We start from the raw sequence: 17,050 nt of genomic DNA, 5'->3' as shown, positions 1-17,050 counted from the left end.
CTGTAAAGCAATGTATTTACAAAATAAAAGGCGCCGCAAAACCCCAAATATTTCGCGGCTGCCTTTAACATTACAGGGTTAAAAGAAACCCAGTTTGTTCTTATTATAGGAGATCAGCATATTTTTGGTTTGCCTGTAGTAGTTCAGCATCATTTTATGATTCTCGCGGCCAAAACCCGACTTCTTGTAACCACCAAAAGGCGCGTGCGCGGGGTAAGCATGATAATTATTGACCCAAACCCGGCCTGCCTGTATGGCGCGGGGCACCTGGTAAATTTCGTGGGCATCGCGTGTCCACACACCGGCGCCAAGGCCATATAAGGTGTCATTGGCAATTTCAATGGCTTCTTCGGTAGTTTTAAAGGTAGTAACCGATACTACCGGGCCGAAGATCTCTTCCTGGAAAATGCGCATCTTATTGTGGCCTTTAAAGATGGTTGGCTGTATGTAGTAACCGCCGCCCAATTCATCAGGTAGTTTTTGGGCGTCGCCGCCGGCCAATACTTCTGCACCTTCTTTTTTGCCAATATCCAGGTAGCTCAGAATTTTCTCGTATTGATCATTAGAGGCCTGCGCGCCCATCATCGTTTCAGAATCAAGCGGGCTGCCCATTTTTATAGCTTTTGTACGTTCAATAACACGCTCTATAAATTTATCATAAATATTCTCATGCACCAGCATACGCGAAGGGCAGGTACAAACTTCACCCTGGTTTAAGGCAAAAAGTACTGCGCCTTCTACAGCTTTGTCAAAAAACTCATCATCGGCATCGCCTACAGACTCAAAAAAGATATTTGGCGATTTACCCCCCAACTCCATAGTGACGGGAATTAAATTCTCGGAGGCATATTGCATAATTAACCTGCCGGTTGTGGTTTCGCCGGTAAAGGCAACTTTGCTTATGCGTGGGTTGGTAGCCAGCGGCTTACCGGCTTCGGGGCCAAAACCGGTAACAATGTTTAATACGCCCGGGGGCAAAACATCGCCAATGAGTTCCATTAGCACCATAATACTGGTTGGGGTTTGCTCGGCGGGCTTTACAACCACACAACAGCCGGCGGCCAAAGCAGGTGCTATTTTCCATGTGGCCATTAGTAATGGAAAATTCCAGGGAATAATCTGGCCCACTACGCCAAGGGGCTCCTGCAGGTTAATACTTACGGTAAACTCGTCATGTTCAGATATGCTGCTTTCCTCGGCGCGGATAGCGCCCGCAAAATAACGAAAGTGGTCAACACACAGCGGCAAATCGGCAGCCATGGTTTCGCGGATGGCTTTCCCGTTATCGATGGTTTCTACCGTAGCAAGGTAGCTTAGGTTATCTTCAATTATCTGCGCTATTTTAAGCAATAAGTTGCTTCGGGTAGTGGCCGCAGTTTTACTCCAGGTTTTAAAAGCTTCTGTAGCGGCATCAACGGCTGCCTCAATATCTTCTTTGGTTGATCGCGCGGCTTTTGTAAAAACCTTGCCATCTATCGGCGATATGTTGTCAAAATATTCGCCTTTGACGGGCGGAACAAATTTGCCGCCAATAAAATTGTCGTATTTATCCTTAAAGGATGGTCTTTGGGTTAAACTCATGATGGTTTTATTTTTTAATTGGTTAGGCTAAGTTAGCGGCCCGCCTCATCGGGCATTTGCACTATACTCTCAATTGGGTGCACAATAATTTCAATTTTAAAATGAATTATAAACTACCGATTACTATGCCTAATTTTATTTAATAATAAACCAATTATGAACGAGAGAAACCTGGTATCTCCGTTTGCCCTTTGTGGTAAGCGCGAGCTGCAAACGCTGGTAGAAAATCGCCGTGCATATACATTAAACCACTGCGAGTTAAATATTTACGAAACCTATCAGCGCAGCGAACTTGTTCCGCTTACTTTTGATGACCTGGTAATTACCAGCATGCTGCGTGGCAAAAAAGTAATGCACCTGTTTGATAAGCCCGGCTTTGATTACCTGCCCGGCGAAACCGTGATAGTGCCGCCAAATGTTACCATGACTATCGATTTCCCGGAGGCATCCGAGCTTAATCCCTCGCAATGCACCGCCCTGGCCATTAATCACCATGAAATAAAAAGCACGCTTGATTTTTTAAATGAGAATTATCCCCGTGCCGACGACGATCAATGGAAGCTGAACTACCAGCAGTTTCACTTTTTTAATAACCATGAACTGGCCCAGCTAATTAATAAACTCATCAGTATAAGCACGGGCGATGTGTTAACCAAAGATGTACTGGCCAATTTAACGCTAAAAGAACTTTTGATACGTATAATGCAAATGCAAAACCTGCACCAGGTACAGGATAATATAGAGCAATTATCGACCGGGAACCGTTTTGCTTATATTTTACAATACATTAAAAACCACCTTACCGAAAAGCTTAATATTGATGCCCTTAGCCAGATGGCTTATATGAGCAAGGCCAGTTTTTTCAGGGCGTTTAAGCACGAAATGGGGATTTCGCCGGTTGATTATATTATTAAAGAGCGGATACAGTTTGCCAAACAGCTATTGCATAATCCTTATTGCAGCATTGCCGATGCCTGCTTTAAAGCCGGGTTTAATAACCAGCACTATTTTAGCAGGGCGTTCCGCAAAATTGCGGGTACAACACCAAGTTTTTATAAGGCGGGCGTTGCACGGGGCGTAAATTAGCGGTAACAGTGTTGGCGTAAAATGGAAATGGGTAAACACTGCCCCAAAAGCGTACATGGGCTGTATCAAAAGTGAACGAAGGCTTGCGCAACAACAGCATATATCACTGATAACCAATCAGTTAAAAGCATGGCATTTAGTTTGCTTAGCAAATAATACTAAGGGTAAGCACCATGAAGCACCATAAACAACTGGAACGGCGCACATTTTTACAAGACCGGTTCGACATATTAATTAAAAGGCAAAAAAACGGTACAGCTACCTTTAATGAGCTTACCGAACTCGATGATATTGTAAACCGTGACCCCGCCATTCGTGAGAGTATCCTGGTTGAAATGCAGGAGATAGATACACCACCTGATAACCATTTGCCTATCGGAAAAACTACTCCTGAACCAGTTAAAAAACAGGGGTTACTTGATGTTCTTTTAGGCTGGATTAACAGGTGGTTTGCAGCAGAACCATCCGGATTTAAAACAGTAATGATTTAAAGTCTTTAGTTCAAAGTCCGAAGTCTAAAGTCCAAATTTATTCTTAAGCAAAATACGCCAGGCCATTTTTATGTAGTTTTCAAAAATGGATGTTGATTGGATTGGGTGAATGGTTGATTAAGTTAGAGTAAGTTGATTAGGTTGGAGAGGACAGAGATGCGTTAATAAGAACATGGCGTTAATTAGTGAATTCATTTTAACATAATCAACTTAATCCAACCCAATCAACTTAATCAACCACTCACCTAATCAACCACTCGTCTAAAATCACTTCGCTTTCCTGATATACACCGCGCCGAAGGTTGTTTTCATCATTACTTCGGGGCCGCCTCCGGCTATTTTTCCGTATACCCATTCGTCAACTTTGAGGCCGTACATGCCATTTTTATTTGTGCGGGTAACGCTTGGTTTCTGCTGATCTGTTGCCACATCAAAATCGGTAAAAATATCGCCCTTATCCGCTTTAAGTTTAACATTAGCTTTAAAGCTGGCCGGGAAGGTTACATCTATCTTACCATTTAAGGTGGAAAATGCCATAGCTGCTTTAGGGTCGATAGACTTGAAGGTAACTATTACCGGGCCGTTTACCGTTGTGGCTACTACCGAGCCCGAAATATCTGTTAGCTTGATACTGCCGTTCACGTTGCTTACCTCCAGTTCCCCATCCAGGTTGCTGCCTGTAATATCGCCACCATTTACGGTTGATATTTTAAAAGAGGCGGCGGTTTTAGGTACTTTTATAACCAGGTTAACATGCTTGCCCACACTGCTGTGCACTGTTACCTCGTTATTATTTTCGCGGGCGTTTATATCCATTGCGTTACTGTTCAATCGGTGCATGCCTGCGGCCTTTTCTTTTTCTTTATCCCGTTCCTTACGTCTTTCGTCCAGCTGTCCTTCAATTACGATGCTTTTGCCATCGTAGCCTGTCACAGTTATCGATCCATCTATCAAACCTACGTTTAGTTTAAACGGTTTAGCGGGATCGCTTAGCGGAACAGTTAATTGCTCCTGTGCCCACAATCGGGCTGTTATCAGAAGGGCTGCTGCAAATACAGTCAAAAATTTTATCGCTTTCATCGTATCGTTTATTATTGTTGTTTTTTGATATAAATATTCCCGTTAAGGGTTTCGAATTTGAATAATTTACCGCCCGAGCCAATACGCACATCGGAGTTTGAGCTGAGCTTATAGGTGGTGCCCGCCCCGCTTTTTGATTCGGTTTTTACCACTTTGCTGGGCATTACCTGGGCATCCGGGAAATCGGTAAAAAACTGGCCGTTCATACTTTTAAAGGTAAGGTCGGCAGATAGATTTGCGGGATAAGTAATGTTCATTTGCCCGTTGATGGTATGGTACGATGATTCGCCGGGAGGCACCGCCAGGTAATTTACTGTTACCGGGCCATTTACGGTACGGGCAGTTGTGGTACCTTTGGCGTTAATAATCTCTAATGAGCCGTTTACATTATTCACCTTTAATGATCCGTACACATCTTTAACGGTGATCTGCCCGTCGTTTACCGTAGATACGGCAAGGTTCATATTAAACGGAACTTTAAGGGTATAATCCAGTTTTACAATGTAATGAACCCGGTGATGGCGGTCGTCGTTATCCCACCTGTTGCGCGGACGGGTATCATAGGGTTCGGCAGTGTAGGCTATCACGCTGTCAGCTTTTTGATCAAAGCCCAGTTTAAATTCCTTTTTGCCCTGATCTACATCTTCTTTGGTATCCCCTTTAATGGTTTCATCAATTTCTATCAGCACTTTATCGCCATTATAGCCTTCTACTTTAATACTTCCCCATATATTATAAACGGCAACTGTACCCTTATTTGCCTGGAATTGTTTGGTAATGTGTTCTTTATACTCCTGTGCCTGTGCGGCGTTTTGAGCAAGGCATAGCCCGAGTGCCGAAAAAGCGGCAATTAAAATTGGTTTCATAATTGTTATTTTTAAATGAGTTGTGTTATGGTTTGTTTGATTTTGTCTTTTACACCAGGATTAAGACCCTTTTGTTTCAATAATTCTTTAAACGAGTTAACCGACTTTTTTTCCTGCAGCTTCAGCATCACATCGGCAATGGCCGATTGCAGCAGCGGCGAATCCTGCTGAACGATGGATGCTATCAGCCCCTGCCTCACTTCCGGGTGCGCGGCCAGTTGGGTTAAAGCATCCAGCGTGCTTAAGCGTACATTCACGTTAGGGTCGTTATTCAATGTAGCAAATAAGGCATCAATCACCTCTTTATCGGCATGTTTAATCTCGCTGGTATAGCTTACCGCTTTGATCCGTTCAGACGCCGATGGATTCTCCAGCATGGCCAGCATCATGGTTTGTTTTAGTTCATGCACCTGCGAACTCAGGGCTTGCAATTGCTCGTCCTGTTTGCCAGCAGCGCTTCCTTTAAAAGCCAGGTACCCCGCGGCGAAACTTACCAGTACAATAACCAGGCTATAGGCCAGCGGCCAGCGCGGCTGCCATTGCCACAAGCGGGCAATTTGTTCTTTAATGCTAAAGGCCGCTTTCTTCTCCTCAACCGACTCCTTGTAGGTGTCAAGCATCGCTTTAAATTTCAACTCCATGTAGGCTCCGGGTTCAGGTACCTGTATGTCGCCCAGTAAACCCCATACCTGCTGCATTCCGGCAAGCTCCTGCAGGCAGTCCTGGCAGCCGGATACGTGTTTTTCAAACTCTGCACGTTCGGCAGCGGTTAACTGGTTACTCATATAGCCGCTAAATTTTTCTTCGTATTGCGCACAATTCATCTTCATCTGTTTAACGTTCCATTTTGGCATAAATATCTTTTAACTCCTGCATAGCCCTAAAGGCACGTACCTTGGCGGCGCCCTCGGTAATGTTTAAAATTTGCCCAATCTCCTGGTATTTCAGCTCCTGGAAACGGCTAAGCGTTAGTATTTCCCGGTTATCGTCGCTTAGCTTTTCCATGGCTTTGTATAAACCGGCATTGGCCTGCTTTTTTTCAAGGTGTTCATCGGGGCTGGTGCCTCCCGGCAGCCTGTCGGCCAATTCGCCTACATCCTCGTGCATTCCTTGTTTGTTGCCTTTTTTGGCATTATCTTTTAATACGTTGCGGGCTATCTGGTACATCCAGGCCACAAACTCGCCTTCGCCCGTAAAACTTCCGCGGTACCGCAGCATTTTGTAAAACACGGTTTGTACCATATCCTCGCTGGCCTCGCGCTGATAGGTCATGTGAAACAGGAAACCGTATAAGGCACGGTAATGCCTTTGGAACAGCAGCCCCATCCTATCCAGATCTCCGGCTTTTACCCGGAGCATGATCGTGTTATCACTTAATGCGTTCAAAAAGGCCTGGTTGCGTTAGTTATATATTGGAGACCGCCGTAATTTTAATTGGTTACAGGAAATTTAAACTTTTTTTGGGAAAGGGGAAAGGTAAAAGGTTAAAGGCAAAAGGCGAAAGGTTAAAAACACCATTTTGAACGCAAGGCGAGTCGAGTCGACTCACCCCGACGATCCGTTAGCTAACGGACGTCTGCCCCTCCGACTGCGTCGCATGGAGGGACGAAAAGAGAAAAAATTGGGGTTACCCTCTTTGCGGCTTCAGCCGGAGAGAGATTCGGCCAGCGTAGCGTGGCCGGGGTGAGTCAATGGCCGCCATGCAATTGCAAACAATTTAAATATCGAACACTGAATGTCCAATATCGAATAATGAAGGAAAAACTTCGGTGTTGGATATTCGAAATTCAGTGTTCGATATTATTTTTCACTTCGGCTTTTCTCAACTTAATGGCATTAATCCCGCTACTCCAGGGGCAATGTAAACCAAAATGTACTCCCCTGTCCTAATTCGCTCTCCACCCCAATTTCGCCACCATGGCGTTTTACGATTTCCGAGCTGATGTACAGCCCAAGGCCGAGGCCGGCGTTTTGGTAACTGGCAGGCTCGGCCCGGTAGTAGCGGTCAAAAAGATGACCTATTTTTTCTTTTGACATACCGGGGCCGGTATCTTTTACAGATATTTTGGCAAAGCCATCCAGTTTTTCAATAACGAAGTAAATCTTTTTTGATTCGGGCGCATATTTTACGGAATTGTTTACCAGGTTTACTACAGCCTGGTCTACCTGGTGTTCATCGGCGTTTACTACTAATTGTTCGTCGCCTATAACAACCAGTTCGTGCTTGCCTGCAATACGTACATGGTTACAGCAAACGTTCAGCATTTGGGCAATATTAAACGGGGCTTTATTCAGCTGCAGTTTGGTTTCGTTCATCCGGCTCACGTTCAGCAGGTCTTCAACCAAAGCGCTTATTTTATTCATACTCCTGCTCGATTGTTCTATCAGCTTAGGCAGCATCTGCGACGATGGATTATCCTTCATCAACTCCAGCAGTTGTAACGACGCTTTGAGGGCGGTAATAGGTGTTTTAAGCTCGTGGCTGGCAATACTTATAAAGTCGTCTTTACGTTGTTCCTGTTCGCGGCGGTCGGTTATGTCAAACATTACGCCCGAAAAATGTGAAGGCTTGCCCGGCTCCGCATCGTACAGTTTACCGGTGGCTTTTACCCATCTTGTTTGCTTATCATGATAGCCAATAATAGGATGTTCAATTTGATGCAGCGCGCCTGTTGCTATAGAGTGCTCGATAGAGTTGAGCACCCTTTCGCGGTATGGCTCGGGTATTTGCTGGGCTGCAGCGTCGTACGGCATTTCCTCGTCGGCACTAAAACCAAACAACTGCCTGAGCCGGCTATTGGTAACTAATTCCCTTGTAGCTGTATTAATGTACCATGTACCCATATCAGCAGCCTCTACAGCAATACGCTGCTTCTCTTCGGCCCGTTCAATGGCTTTTCTGGCTTTTACCTGCTCGGTTACTACGTGGGCCAGCAGCATAATACTGGTAGTATTACCTGCCTGGTCTTTTAATGGCTGATAAACAAAATTGGAGTATACCTCCTCAATTTTCCCTTCCTGCTCCAATAAGGTTTTAACTTCGTTACCGTAGTAAGGTTTGCCGCTGGCATATACATTGCCAAGCAAATCCAGGTACTTTCGCCCAATCCACTCCGGTATTGCCTCTTGCAGGGGTTTGCCAATAATATTGTCAGTTTTTCCCCATACTTCTAAAACTTTTTTATTGGCCGATTCAACAATAAAATTGCGGCCTTTTAATACGGCAATTGCAACAGGAGCATCGGCCAGCATATAACTTAGCTTAGCCTCACGCTCGGCCAGTTCAATAATGTTAGCGCTTAAATTCTCCTTTGCTTGTATCAGTTCTTCGTTGGTGGCCAACAGTTCTTCATTCGCCGCAGCCAATTCTTCGTTTGATGCACCTATCTCTTCGTTAAGCACTTTTTGCTCATCGTAGCTTTTTTCCAATTGCTGCCGGGCTTCAACAAGCCCGGTTATGTCGTTAGCGGCAACTACTATGCCCGTTACATAGCCATCGGCATCAAACAAAGGATCGTAGTAAAAGCTTATATATTTAACCACTGTACCGCCCGGCGTATCCAGGTAAAATATTTCTTCATCCTCTCCGTAGCTAATGCCGGTATCATAAACCTGGGTTAATAAAGCCGCGAAAGGCTGGCCTTCCAGTTCGGGCAATATTTTCATCAGCTGCTTCCCGGTAATATCTTCTGTAACTTTGCCCCAGATATCGGCAATTGCCTGGTTTGCAATTTCAACCACCCAGTTGCGCCCCTTTAATATGGCCAGCGGGTTGCGTGCCGTAGCTATCAGGGTGCGTAAACTCAATTCGCTTTCAAATAGTTGTTTGGTGCGCTTGGTTACCCGCTCTTCTAATAATATGTTGGTGTGCTGCAACTGTTCCCGTATTGCCGATAGCTCTTCGTTACTGGCCTCCAGCTCTTCTACCGTGGCTTGTATCTCATGATTGGCCTCGTTCAATTTATGATTAAGCGATATAAGCTCTTCTTTTGACAGCGCAAGATGCACATCGGCCAGTACTTTATCGGTTACATTGGTAACCATATGAATAATGTACAGTATATGATGATCATCGTCAAAAACAGGCGTATTTAAAGGCTCCCAGTAGCGTGTTATAAACTGACCGGCTATTACCGGGTGTGGCACATCGTAGCGCTGTACAGCCATTCTATGGGGCTGCTTGTTGCGCAAAACCGACTGTAGCGAGGCATTTAAGTTAAATACCCCCATGGCCTCCGGCGTATCCGGGTTATCCGGAAAAACATCAAATATATTGCGCCCGGCAATGTTTTCGCGGATGGTTTCTGTTTCCCTTAAGTATTGATCACTGGCGGTTAGTATCAGCAATTGCGGCGATAAGATAGCCATAGAAACCGGAACGGTTTCCAATGCTTTAAGCGTTTGGGCAGACGGACCAATATTTGCTGACATAGATAGGTTATAAGACGCAATTTACTTTGCGTTTTGCGAAATTTAAAGTAATAATTAAAATAAACCTAAAGATTAATTTGTTTTGGCGAAACAATATTATTGCTATTCAGAATAATACATTCTTAAACTAATACTCCCTAAATTTGTTAATTAACTACAGTTTTTACAATGCAGATACATCAGCAAGCCATCCGATTACGCGAACGAAAACGCGGTTTCCATTTAATAACCGCCGAAGTGTTGCAGGCACTACCGCAGATAGCCACTATCCGAACGGGCATGCTGCAGGTTTTTATCCAGCATACGTCGGCGTCGCTCACCATTAATGAAAATGCAGATCCAACTGTGCGCGTGGATTTTGAGATGTATTTTAACAAAGCTGTGCCCGAAAATGATCCCGACTATCGCCATGATGATGAAGGGTCGGACGATATGCCCGCCCATCTGAAAGCAGCAATGCTGGGCAGTTCGGTCATGGTGCCTATCCATAACGGCAGGCCAGCATTTGGCACCTGGCAAGGCATTTATTTATGCGAACACCGGAATTACGGTGGCAGCCGCGATTTGGTGATAACCGCCTGGGGGGAATAGAGGCCTCACTCAACCGTCTCCGATGCTATTAAGTTAAGAGAAGCAGATTGAAAAACAATATCGAACACTGAATTTCGAATATCCAACACCGAAGTTTTTCCTTCATTATTCGAAATTGGATATTCGGTGTTCGATATTAAATCGGTCTTACTCAATAGTATTACAACCTTCTCCAAAGGAGAGGGCTTTTGATTTGTATGGGAGTATTTAGTGGTTGCTGAAAAAATTCCAATACAAATATTCCTTGTTTTTTGTCAAATTACCGTCGTAAATACACTAATTAAAGCTTAGTTCCCCGGCAAGGATTTGGATGAGGCTTCACATATCCCAAATGTTATTATATATTTGTTTTTGTTACAAACCTTAACGATAAAATGCAGAAGTATTCGAAACAAACCAGGTTATTATTAGCTGTAGATTGTATAATTTTTGGCTTTGACGGGGAAGTTTTAAAAATATTGCTGATCAAGAGAGGTTTTCAGCCCGAAAAAGGGAATTGGAGCTTAATGGGTGGTTTTGTGCAGAACGATGAAAGTCTTGACCAGGCCGCCAACCGTATCCTGAAACAACTTACAGGCCTTGAAGGCGTGTACCTTGAACAATTATACACTTTTGGCGATCCAAACCGCGACCCACTGGAGCGCACCGTTTCGGTAGCTTATTTTGCTTTAATTGACATTCATAAATATGAAACCCAGATAAGCGCCGATTACCATGCCGAGTGGTTCCAGCTTAAACGGGTGCCAAAATTGATATTCGATCAGCAGGAAATGGTTGAACAGGCCCGCAAGCGCATTCGCTACAAAGCGGCCATGCACCCCATTCTATTTGAGCTGCTGCCTACCAAATTCACCATACCACAGTTACAGATCCTATACGAGAGTGTTTTTAATACCACTATTGATAAGCGTAATTTTAGTAAAAGGGTACTGGCTACAGGCCTGCTTATTAAATTGGCTGATAAAGATAAAGCCGGCTCCAAACGGGGTGCCTATTATTACCAGTTAAACATGCAAAATTACTATGCCAAATTCCAGGCGTTCATGAATTTTATCCCGAACCCGGATAGCTTATAAGGGTAAGTTTGTGGCTAACCCTCAACCGGCGTTCAACCAATTTTACAATTAACCGTGTTAAGCTATTCCTGGTAAGGCAAGTGTTTAATCCGGTTGCGTTTTCTTGTGCAAATGCGCCAACAAATCACTTAGCCTCAGCTACTTCAACCATAAATCGTTAAAAAACACAGCTACCGCTGTTGCCGGCTGTTATCTGCACAAAAACTGGCCATGTATTATTAGGCGAATTTAGCGGCAAAAAAATATTTGAAATACCCTAAATCAAAAAACAAAAAATAGGGAAACTTATCAATAAACAGCCTTTTTATTGTAAAAAAAGACAATACTGGCAAGTATTTTATATACCTGGGTATTGTTTGGTAATAAAAATTTTACATATATTCATCCTGTCGATTTTATAGCCCTGCAACAGCTTGATTTGTAAAATGAAGAAGTTTTTAAGCCTTTTATTTTTGCTGACATTTGCGGGTAACACCGGCCATTGCCAATTAAAAGATATTGATAATATCCAAAAACAACTTCCTTTAATAACCGATAGTATAAAATACGTTAATGCCCTTAATCGCCTGGGGATGCTGATGTATGAAAAAAGTATCGATAACTCATTCTATTACGCCAAACTGGCCCGAACAATCTCTACCAGGCTAAAATATAAACAAGGCGAGGCCGACGCCCTTAACGTAATAGGAATAGTTTATGACCTGCGCGGCAATCTTCAGCTATCGCTTAAGTATTATAACGAAGCCTACAACCGCTATTCGGCCTTACGCGACTCGGCCAATATTGTTCAGGCTTTAATGAATATCGCGCTTGTTTTTAACGAGCGTAAAGAGAACAAAAAAGCTATAGAAACTTTAAGGCAAGCGTTGGCACAGGGGGCAGGCCTTAAAAAAGACTCGATCATGTCTTTATTATACTGTAACTACCTGTTGCTGTATCCAGATTCAATCGACAAGGATTTAACCAAAGAATATCTCGACCGGGCACGCCGCATAGCCACCAGGTATAAAGATGAACGGCTATTGCTGGTAACAGACCAGGTACAGGCAAACATTTACCTTAAAAATGGCCAGCGCGACAAAGCAATAGCAGAATTGCAAAAGGCCGCTGCCCAAGGCATTGCCCTGGATGTAAATTACGTAACCCTTGATATATTAAAAAGCCTTGGCGATCTTTTTATACCTTCCGATACCGCAAAATCTATCCAATACTATAAACAGGGACTGGCAATATCGGAGTTAAAAGGTTACCATTTTTACGGCAAACTTTTTGGCAAAAGCCTGTACAACATCTATATTAACCAAAACAACCTGCGCGAAGCGCAACGCTACAGCGGTAAACTAATGCAACTGTACGAGGCCGATGAAATGTTTACCAATACATCGGGGCTTGATTATATTGACTACGCCATAAAAGACCAGAAAATAGAGGCGCTAACCATAAGGGCCGAAAGCCGCAATACATTGATATTGGTTTTTGGTTTCCTGCTTTTGCTTACAGGGCTTTCGGTAGCCATATTTTATCGTTTATACAGGCTTAAACGCCGGCACAGCGAAACCCTGGAAGAATTGAACCGATCGGTACAGCTACGCAACCAAAAACTGGAGGTTGACCACGAATTTAATAACCGGCTGGTATCTATCCTGGCGCATGATTTCCGGCAGCCCCTGGGCTCATTAAAAACCCTGGCCACGGTTTTAAAGGATGCAGATTCATTTACCCACGAAGAATTGATGATGCTGGTAGAAACCATGGAACGTTCGGCAGATATATCATTGGAGATTTTTGAAAATATTTTACAATGGATAAAACAACAACTATCGGGCTTTAGTTACAGCCCGGTTGCAATGCCCCTGCGGGAACTTATAGATGAAGCCCTGCAACCATTTGCTATTTTGGCCGAAGAGTGCGGGATTACCTTAATAAACAATGTAGATAGCAGCATTAACCTGTATGCAGATAAAGAACTGGTACAATTTATCCATCGTAATTTTATACATAATGCTATTAAATTTTCGCCCAGGGATTCAAATATTACCATAGTTGGTTTTAGCGGTCCCGATGAAACGTCGGTTTGCGTACAGGATGAAGGCAAAGGCATTTCGCCGGAAAAACTGCCGGGGATTTTCAATTTCAAAACAGACCTGAAATACAGCAACGAAAAAGAAAAAGGCGCCGGTGTAGCCCTCATGATATGCAGCGATTTCATTGACAAAATGAATGGCCGGATTTGGGTGGAAAACAACAAAGGCAAAGGCGCATCTTTTTGCTATGCCCTCCCCGTTGTTCAAAAATCATCCCAAAAGAGCATTTTAAAGCCGCTTGTTACCGCGCAGGTGCTTACTGATTTATAAACCCTGTTATTTCCCGAAAAAGCACTACGCCGCCCGGTCAGCCTTAAATACCCGGCCGTTTTTTAATATAATGAGCTTTTATACATTTGTCCATCAATATTACCTGGTAGCAATATCGGCGTTAGGCGGCATGCTTTTATAAAATATCAACTAACAGCCCGGCTTATAGCCAGCGTGCTGAATGATTAAAACATAATAATTGCTATCTTAGCCTGATTGACGTTGCCGGTTAACATGATAACTAATTATCACTTATCTAAGCATATAATAAAATTGTGTTTGTAACATGCGCATTGTAGACATTGACAAAAATACGCCAAAGAAAAAACGCAAATTACACATGTGCCCAAGGTGCAAAAGTAATGGCGGACAAAGAAAACAACGGCCATTGTTAGTAAAATGGCTGTTATTTTGGTTACCCTTAAAAATTTATCACTGCAAAATTTGCAGTAAAAAATTTATGGCATTTGGCAGTTGGTAATTGCCCAGATAACACCACAACTGCGTTAAAATTACCGTTCCTGCTGGTAGCAATAGCGGTTTACGGGTGGGCTTTATAAAAATGACATGCTGGCTTACGCCCTAAATTCAAAAAACCGGCGAGCCCTGCACCGGGAAGCGATGTGTTTAGCTTCAGATGACCTTGTTTCTGTAACTAATTGTTACGTGTAAAATAAACCGGCAAATTTCGCCAATCTGATAAAAATAGATGTTTCTGAAAACCTGCTAAATTTTATTAGCTATAAGAATTTTAAAACCCTATTTTTAGCGCCGCAAATAAGGGCACCTACCCGCCCGTTATTTTAGGTTAACCAAACAGCAATGAAAGTTTTAAAATTTGGTGGTACATCTGTGGGCAGTCCGGCCCGCATGAAAGCACTGCTTGACATTATTGACCCCACAGAAAGACAGATCGTTGTACTTTCGGCAGTATCGGGCACAACAAACAACCTGGTTGAAATTGGACAGGCTTACCTAACCGGGGATAAAAGGAAGGCCATTATCCTTATAAGCGCGTTAAAAGACAAGTACGAGCTGTTTATAAAGGAACTTTTTACCGATGCTGAATATTTAACGCAAGGCAAGGAAGTAATTGACTATCACTTTGCTTTACTTAATAACCTGGCCAATGATAATTTTACTACCGTAGAAGAGAAAGTAGTTTTGGCCCAGGGTGAGTTGTTATCCACCACTTTATACCATGTTTATTTAAAACAGATAGGCGTGCCATCGGCGCTCCTGCCTGCTTTAAGCTTTATGAAGATTGATGAAGACAACGAGCCGATAGTTGACTATATCACCGAAAAAATAATTCCGTTACTTGACAAACAGCCAGAGGTTAACCTATTTATAACGCAGGGCTTTATTTGCCGCAATGCTTTTGGCGAAATTGATAACCTGCGCCGCGGCGGCAGCGATTATACAGCCTCGCTGATAGGCGCCGGCATCCGCAGCGAGGAGGTACAAATTTGGACGGATATTGACGGGATGCACAATAACGATCCGCGGATTGTAAAAGGCACGCAGCCTATAGCCCAGCTATCATTTGATGAGGCTGCCGAGCTGGCCTATTTTGGGGCGAAGATATTGCACCCGCAGAGCGTATTCCCGGCACAAAAATACAAGATCCCGGTACGCCTGCTCAACACTATGGACCCGCAGGCCAAAGGTACGCTGATTACCAATACAAGCGAGAAGGATAAGATAAAATCTATTGCCGCTAAAGATGGTATTACCGCCATTAAAATTCAAAGCAGCCGGATGTTGCTGGCACATGGCTTTTTGAGAAAAGTATTTGAGGTTTTTGAACGATATAAAACATCAATAGATATGATTACCACCTCGGAGGTGGCCGTATCGTTAACCATAGATGATACCACTTACCTTGGCGAAATTACCAGCGAACTTAACATATTTGGCTCGGTTGAGCTGGACGTAAACCATACTATCATTTGCGTGGTAGGCGATTTTGGCGCCGAAAAACATGGTTATGCGGCAAGGGTGCTGGAAGCCGTAAAACACATCCCATTAAGAATGATATCATACGGCGGCAGCGACCATAACCTGTCATTACTGGTTAAAACCGATGATAAGGTGGAAACACTGAGGAGTTTGCATAACAGGCTATTTTGATTTCGGAATTGGGAATTTGGATTTCGGATTTATTTGAGCTCCTTATCCTACTCCACCCCTTTTTTTGAATTTTGACTTTTGAATTTTGACTTTAACAAAATGTTTACAACCGATACCATAAATACCTTTAACCAATTGGATACCCCATTTTATTATTACGATTTGGGTGTGCTGCGCCAAACTTTGGATGCCTGCCGTGATGCCTCGGTAAAACATGGCTTTCACGTACATTATGCCATGAAGGCCAATTTTAATCCTAAAGTATTGGATATGATCCAATCCTTTGGTTTTGGTGCCGATTGTGTGAGTGGTAACGAAGTTAGGGCTGCTATTGAACATGGTTTTGATAAAGGCAAGGTAGTTTTTGCAGGCGTAGGAAAATCAGATCGTGAAATAAACTATGCCCTTGATGCCGATATTTTTTGCTTCAACGTAGAGTCGGTACAGGAACTGGAGGTGATTAATGAGTTGGCCGCCGCCAAAGGCAAAAAGGCCAATGTGGCTATCCGTATTAATCCGAACGTTGATGCGCATACACATCATTTTATTACCACAGGGTTGGATGAGAATAAATTTGGCATCAATATATGGCAGCTGCCCGATGTGGCCACTGCTTTGCGCAAATGTGCCAGCCTGCAGTTTTTAGGCATTCACTTCCATATAGGTTCGCAAATTACCGACCTGGAGGTTTATAAAAGCCTTTGTACTCGCATTAACGAAATGCAGGACTGGTTTGAAGACCATGGCTTCCCGGTTAAACTATTAAACACCGGTGGCGGTTTGGGTGTTGATTATTACAGCCCCGATACCAACATTGCCGATTTTGAAAACTATTTCCAGGTATTTAAAAACTTCCTGAACGTAAAACCGGGACAGGAAGTACATTTTGAGCTTGGCCGCGCGCTGGTAGCCCAAAGCGCATCGCTGATATCGAGGGTGCTGTATGTAAAAAATGGTAAAAAGAAAAACTTCCTGGTACTGGATGCCGGCATGACCGAACTGATACGCCCAATGCTTTACCAGGCTTATCACCAGATAGAGAATATAAGTAGGCAGAATCAAGAATCAAGAGTCAAGAATCAAGACGAAGAAAAAACAAGCGAACTCACCGCTAACCACTCACCACTCACCACTCACTATGATGTGGTAGGCCCGATATGCGAAAGCACGGATTGTTTTCAGAAGGATGTTGACCTGCCCGAATCGTTCAGGGGCGACCTGATTGCAGTACGCACAGCTGGCGCCTACGGCGAGGTGATGGCTTCCGGTTATAACCTACGTGATAGGGTTGGCAGCATTTATTCGGAATAGTTGGGGTAAAGTAGAAAGTCTTAAGTCCGAGTTAGACTTTGTTTCTTTTG

General features: G+C 43.6%; 13 protein-coding genes. 7 read left to right on the top strand and 6 right to left on the bottom strand.

Annotated features, from left to right (window positions below; translation table 11 throughout):
• Positions 1 to 78 precede the first annotated feature (78 nt).
• The gene (locus tag AC1DXF_RS17170) at positions 79 to 1,581 is read right to left on the bottom strand and encodes an aldehyde dehydrogenase family protein (protein WP_477449952.1); all 1,503 of its coding nucleotides are present in this window, start codon (positions 1,579 to 1,581) and stop codon (positions 79 to 81) included.
• 156 nt (positions 1,582 to 1,737) lie between these two features.
• Between AC1DXF_RS17170 and AC1DXF_RS17165 the strand changes: the two genes are divergently transcribed.
• Both AC1DXF_RS17165 and AC1DXF_RS17160 read left to right on the top strand, forming a co-directional pair.
• Complete coding sequence (locus AC1DXF_RS17165) at positions 1,738 to 2,667, top strand: AraC family transcriptional regulator (protein ID WP_477449951.1); 930 nt, start codon at positions 1,738 to 1,740, stop codon at positions 2,665 to 2,667.
• Between the two features lie 173 nt (positions 2,668 to 2,840).
• Complete coding sequence (locus AC1DXF_RS17160; RefSeq protein ID WP_477449950.1) at positions 2,841 to 3,158, top strand: hypothetical protein; 318 nt, start codon at positions 2,841 to 2,843, stop codon at positions 3,156 to 3,158.
• A gap of 267 nt (positions 3,159 to 3,425) precedes the next feature.
• Here the strand turns inward: AC1DXF_RS17160 and AC1DXF_RS17155 are convergent, their stop codons facing one another.
• From AC1DXF_RS17155 to AC1DXF_RS17135, 5 genes are all read right to left on the bottom strand, one after another.
• Entirely contained in the window at positions 3,426 to 4,238 is an 813-nt protein-coding gene (locus AC1DXF_RS17155) for a DUF4097 family beta strand repeat-containing protein (RefSeq protein ID WP_477449949.1), read from the bottom strand.
• An 11-nt stretch (positions 4,239 to 4,249) separates the two neighbouring features.
• Positions 4,250 to 5,104, bottom strand: coding sequence for a DUF4097 family beta strand repeat-containing protein (locus AC1DXF_RS17150; RefSeq protein WP_477449948.1), 855 nt, complete (start codon positions 5,102 to 5,104; stop codon positions 4,250 to 4,252).
• Between the two features lie 11 nt (positions 5,105 to 5,115).
• On the bottom strand, positions 5,116 to 5,958 hold the full coding sequence (locus AC1DXF_RS17145) for a zf-HC2 domain-containing protein (protein WP_477449947.1): 843 nt from the start codon (positions 5,956 to 5,958) through the stop codon (positions 5,116 to 5,118).
• Positions 5,939 to 6,490: an RNA polymerase sigma factor gene (locus tag AC1DXF_RS17140; RefSeq protein WP_477449946.1), complete on the bottom strand. Its 552-nt coding sequence runs from the start codon at positions 6,488 to 6,490 to the stop codon at positions 5,939 to 5,941. The genes AC1DXF_RS17145 and AC1DXF_RS17140 overlap by 20 nt, the downstream gene beginning before the upstream one ends.
• Before the next feature lie 459 nt (positions 6,491 to 6,949).
• Positions 6,950 to 9,535, bottom strand: coding sequence for an ATP-binding protein (locus AC1DXF_RS17135; RefSeq protein ID WP_477449945.1), 2,586 nt, complete (start codon positions 9,533 to 9,535; stop codon positions 6,950 to 6,952).
• Between the two features lie 168 nt (positions 9,536 to 9,703).
• Here AC1DXF_RS17135 and AC1DXF_RS17130 point away from each other — a divergent pair, with 168 nt between their 5' ends.
• The 5 genes from AC1DXF_RS17130 (at position 9,704) to lysA (ending at position 17,000) form a co-directional block, all read left to right on the top strand.
• The gene (locus tag AC1DXF_RS17130) at positions 9,704 to 10,126 is read left to right on the top strand and encodes a secondary thiamine-phosphate synthase enzyme YjbQ (protein ID WP_477449944.1); all 423 of its coding nucleotides are present in this window, start codon (positions 9,704 to 9,706) and stop codon (positions 10,124 to 10,126) included.
• Positions 10,127 to 10,500: 374 nt separating this feature from the next.
• The gene (locus AC1DXF_RS17125) at positions 10,501 to 11,202 is read left to right on the top strand and encodes an NUDIX hydrolase (RefSeq protein ID WP_090644847.1); all 702 of its coding nucleotides are present in this window, start codon (positions 10,501 to 10,503) and stop codon (positions 11,200 to 11,202) included.
• A 425-nt stretch (positions 11,203 to 11,627) separates the two neighbouring features.
• On the top strand, positions 11,628 to 13,556 hold the full coding sequence (locus AC1DXF_RS17120) for a tetratricopeptide repeat-containing sensor histidine kinase (RefSeq protein ID WP_477449943.1): 1,929 nt from the start codon (positions 11,628 to 11,630) through the stop codon (positions 13,554 to 13,556).
• Between the two features lie 822 nt (positions 13,557 to 14,378).
• Positions 14,379 to 15,689 carry an aspartate kinase gene (locus AC1DXF_RS17115; RefSeq protein WP_477449942.1) on the top strand — a complete coding sequence of 437 codons (1,311 nt, stop codon included), beginning with the start codon at positions 14,379 to 14,381 and terminating at the stop codon, positions 15,687 to 15,689.
• Positions 15,690 to 15,788: 99 nt separating this feature from the next.
• On the top strand, positions 15,789 to 17,000 hold the full coding sequence (gene lysA, locus AC1DXF_RS17110; RefSeq protein WP_477449941.1) for a diaminopimelate decarboxylase: 1,212 nt from the start codon (positions 15,789 to 15,791) through the stop codon (positions 16,998 to 17,000).
• The last annotated feature ends 50 nt before the right edge of the window (positions 17,001 to 17,050 follow it).

The organism is Mucilaginibacter sp. P2_A5, from assembly GCF_056404995.1.
Note: the sequence above shows the minus strand (reverse complement) of the source record. Positions and strands in the feature narration are given on the sequence as shown.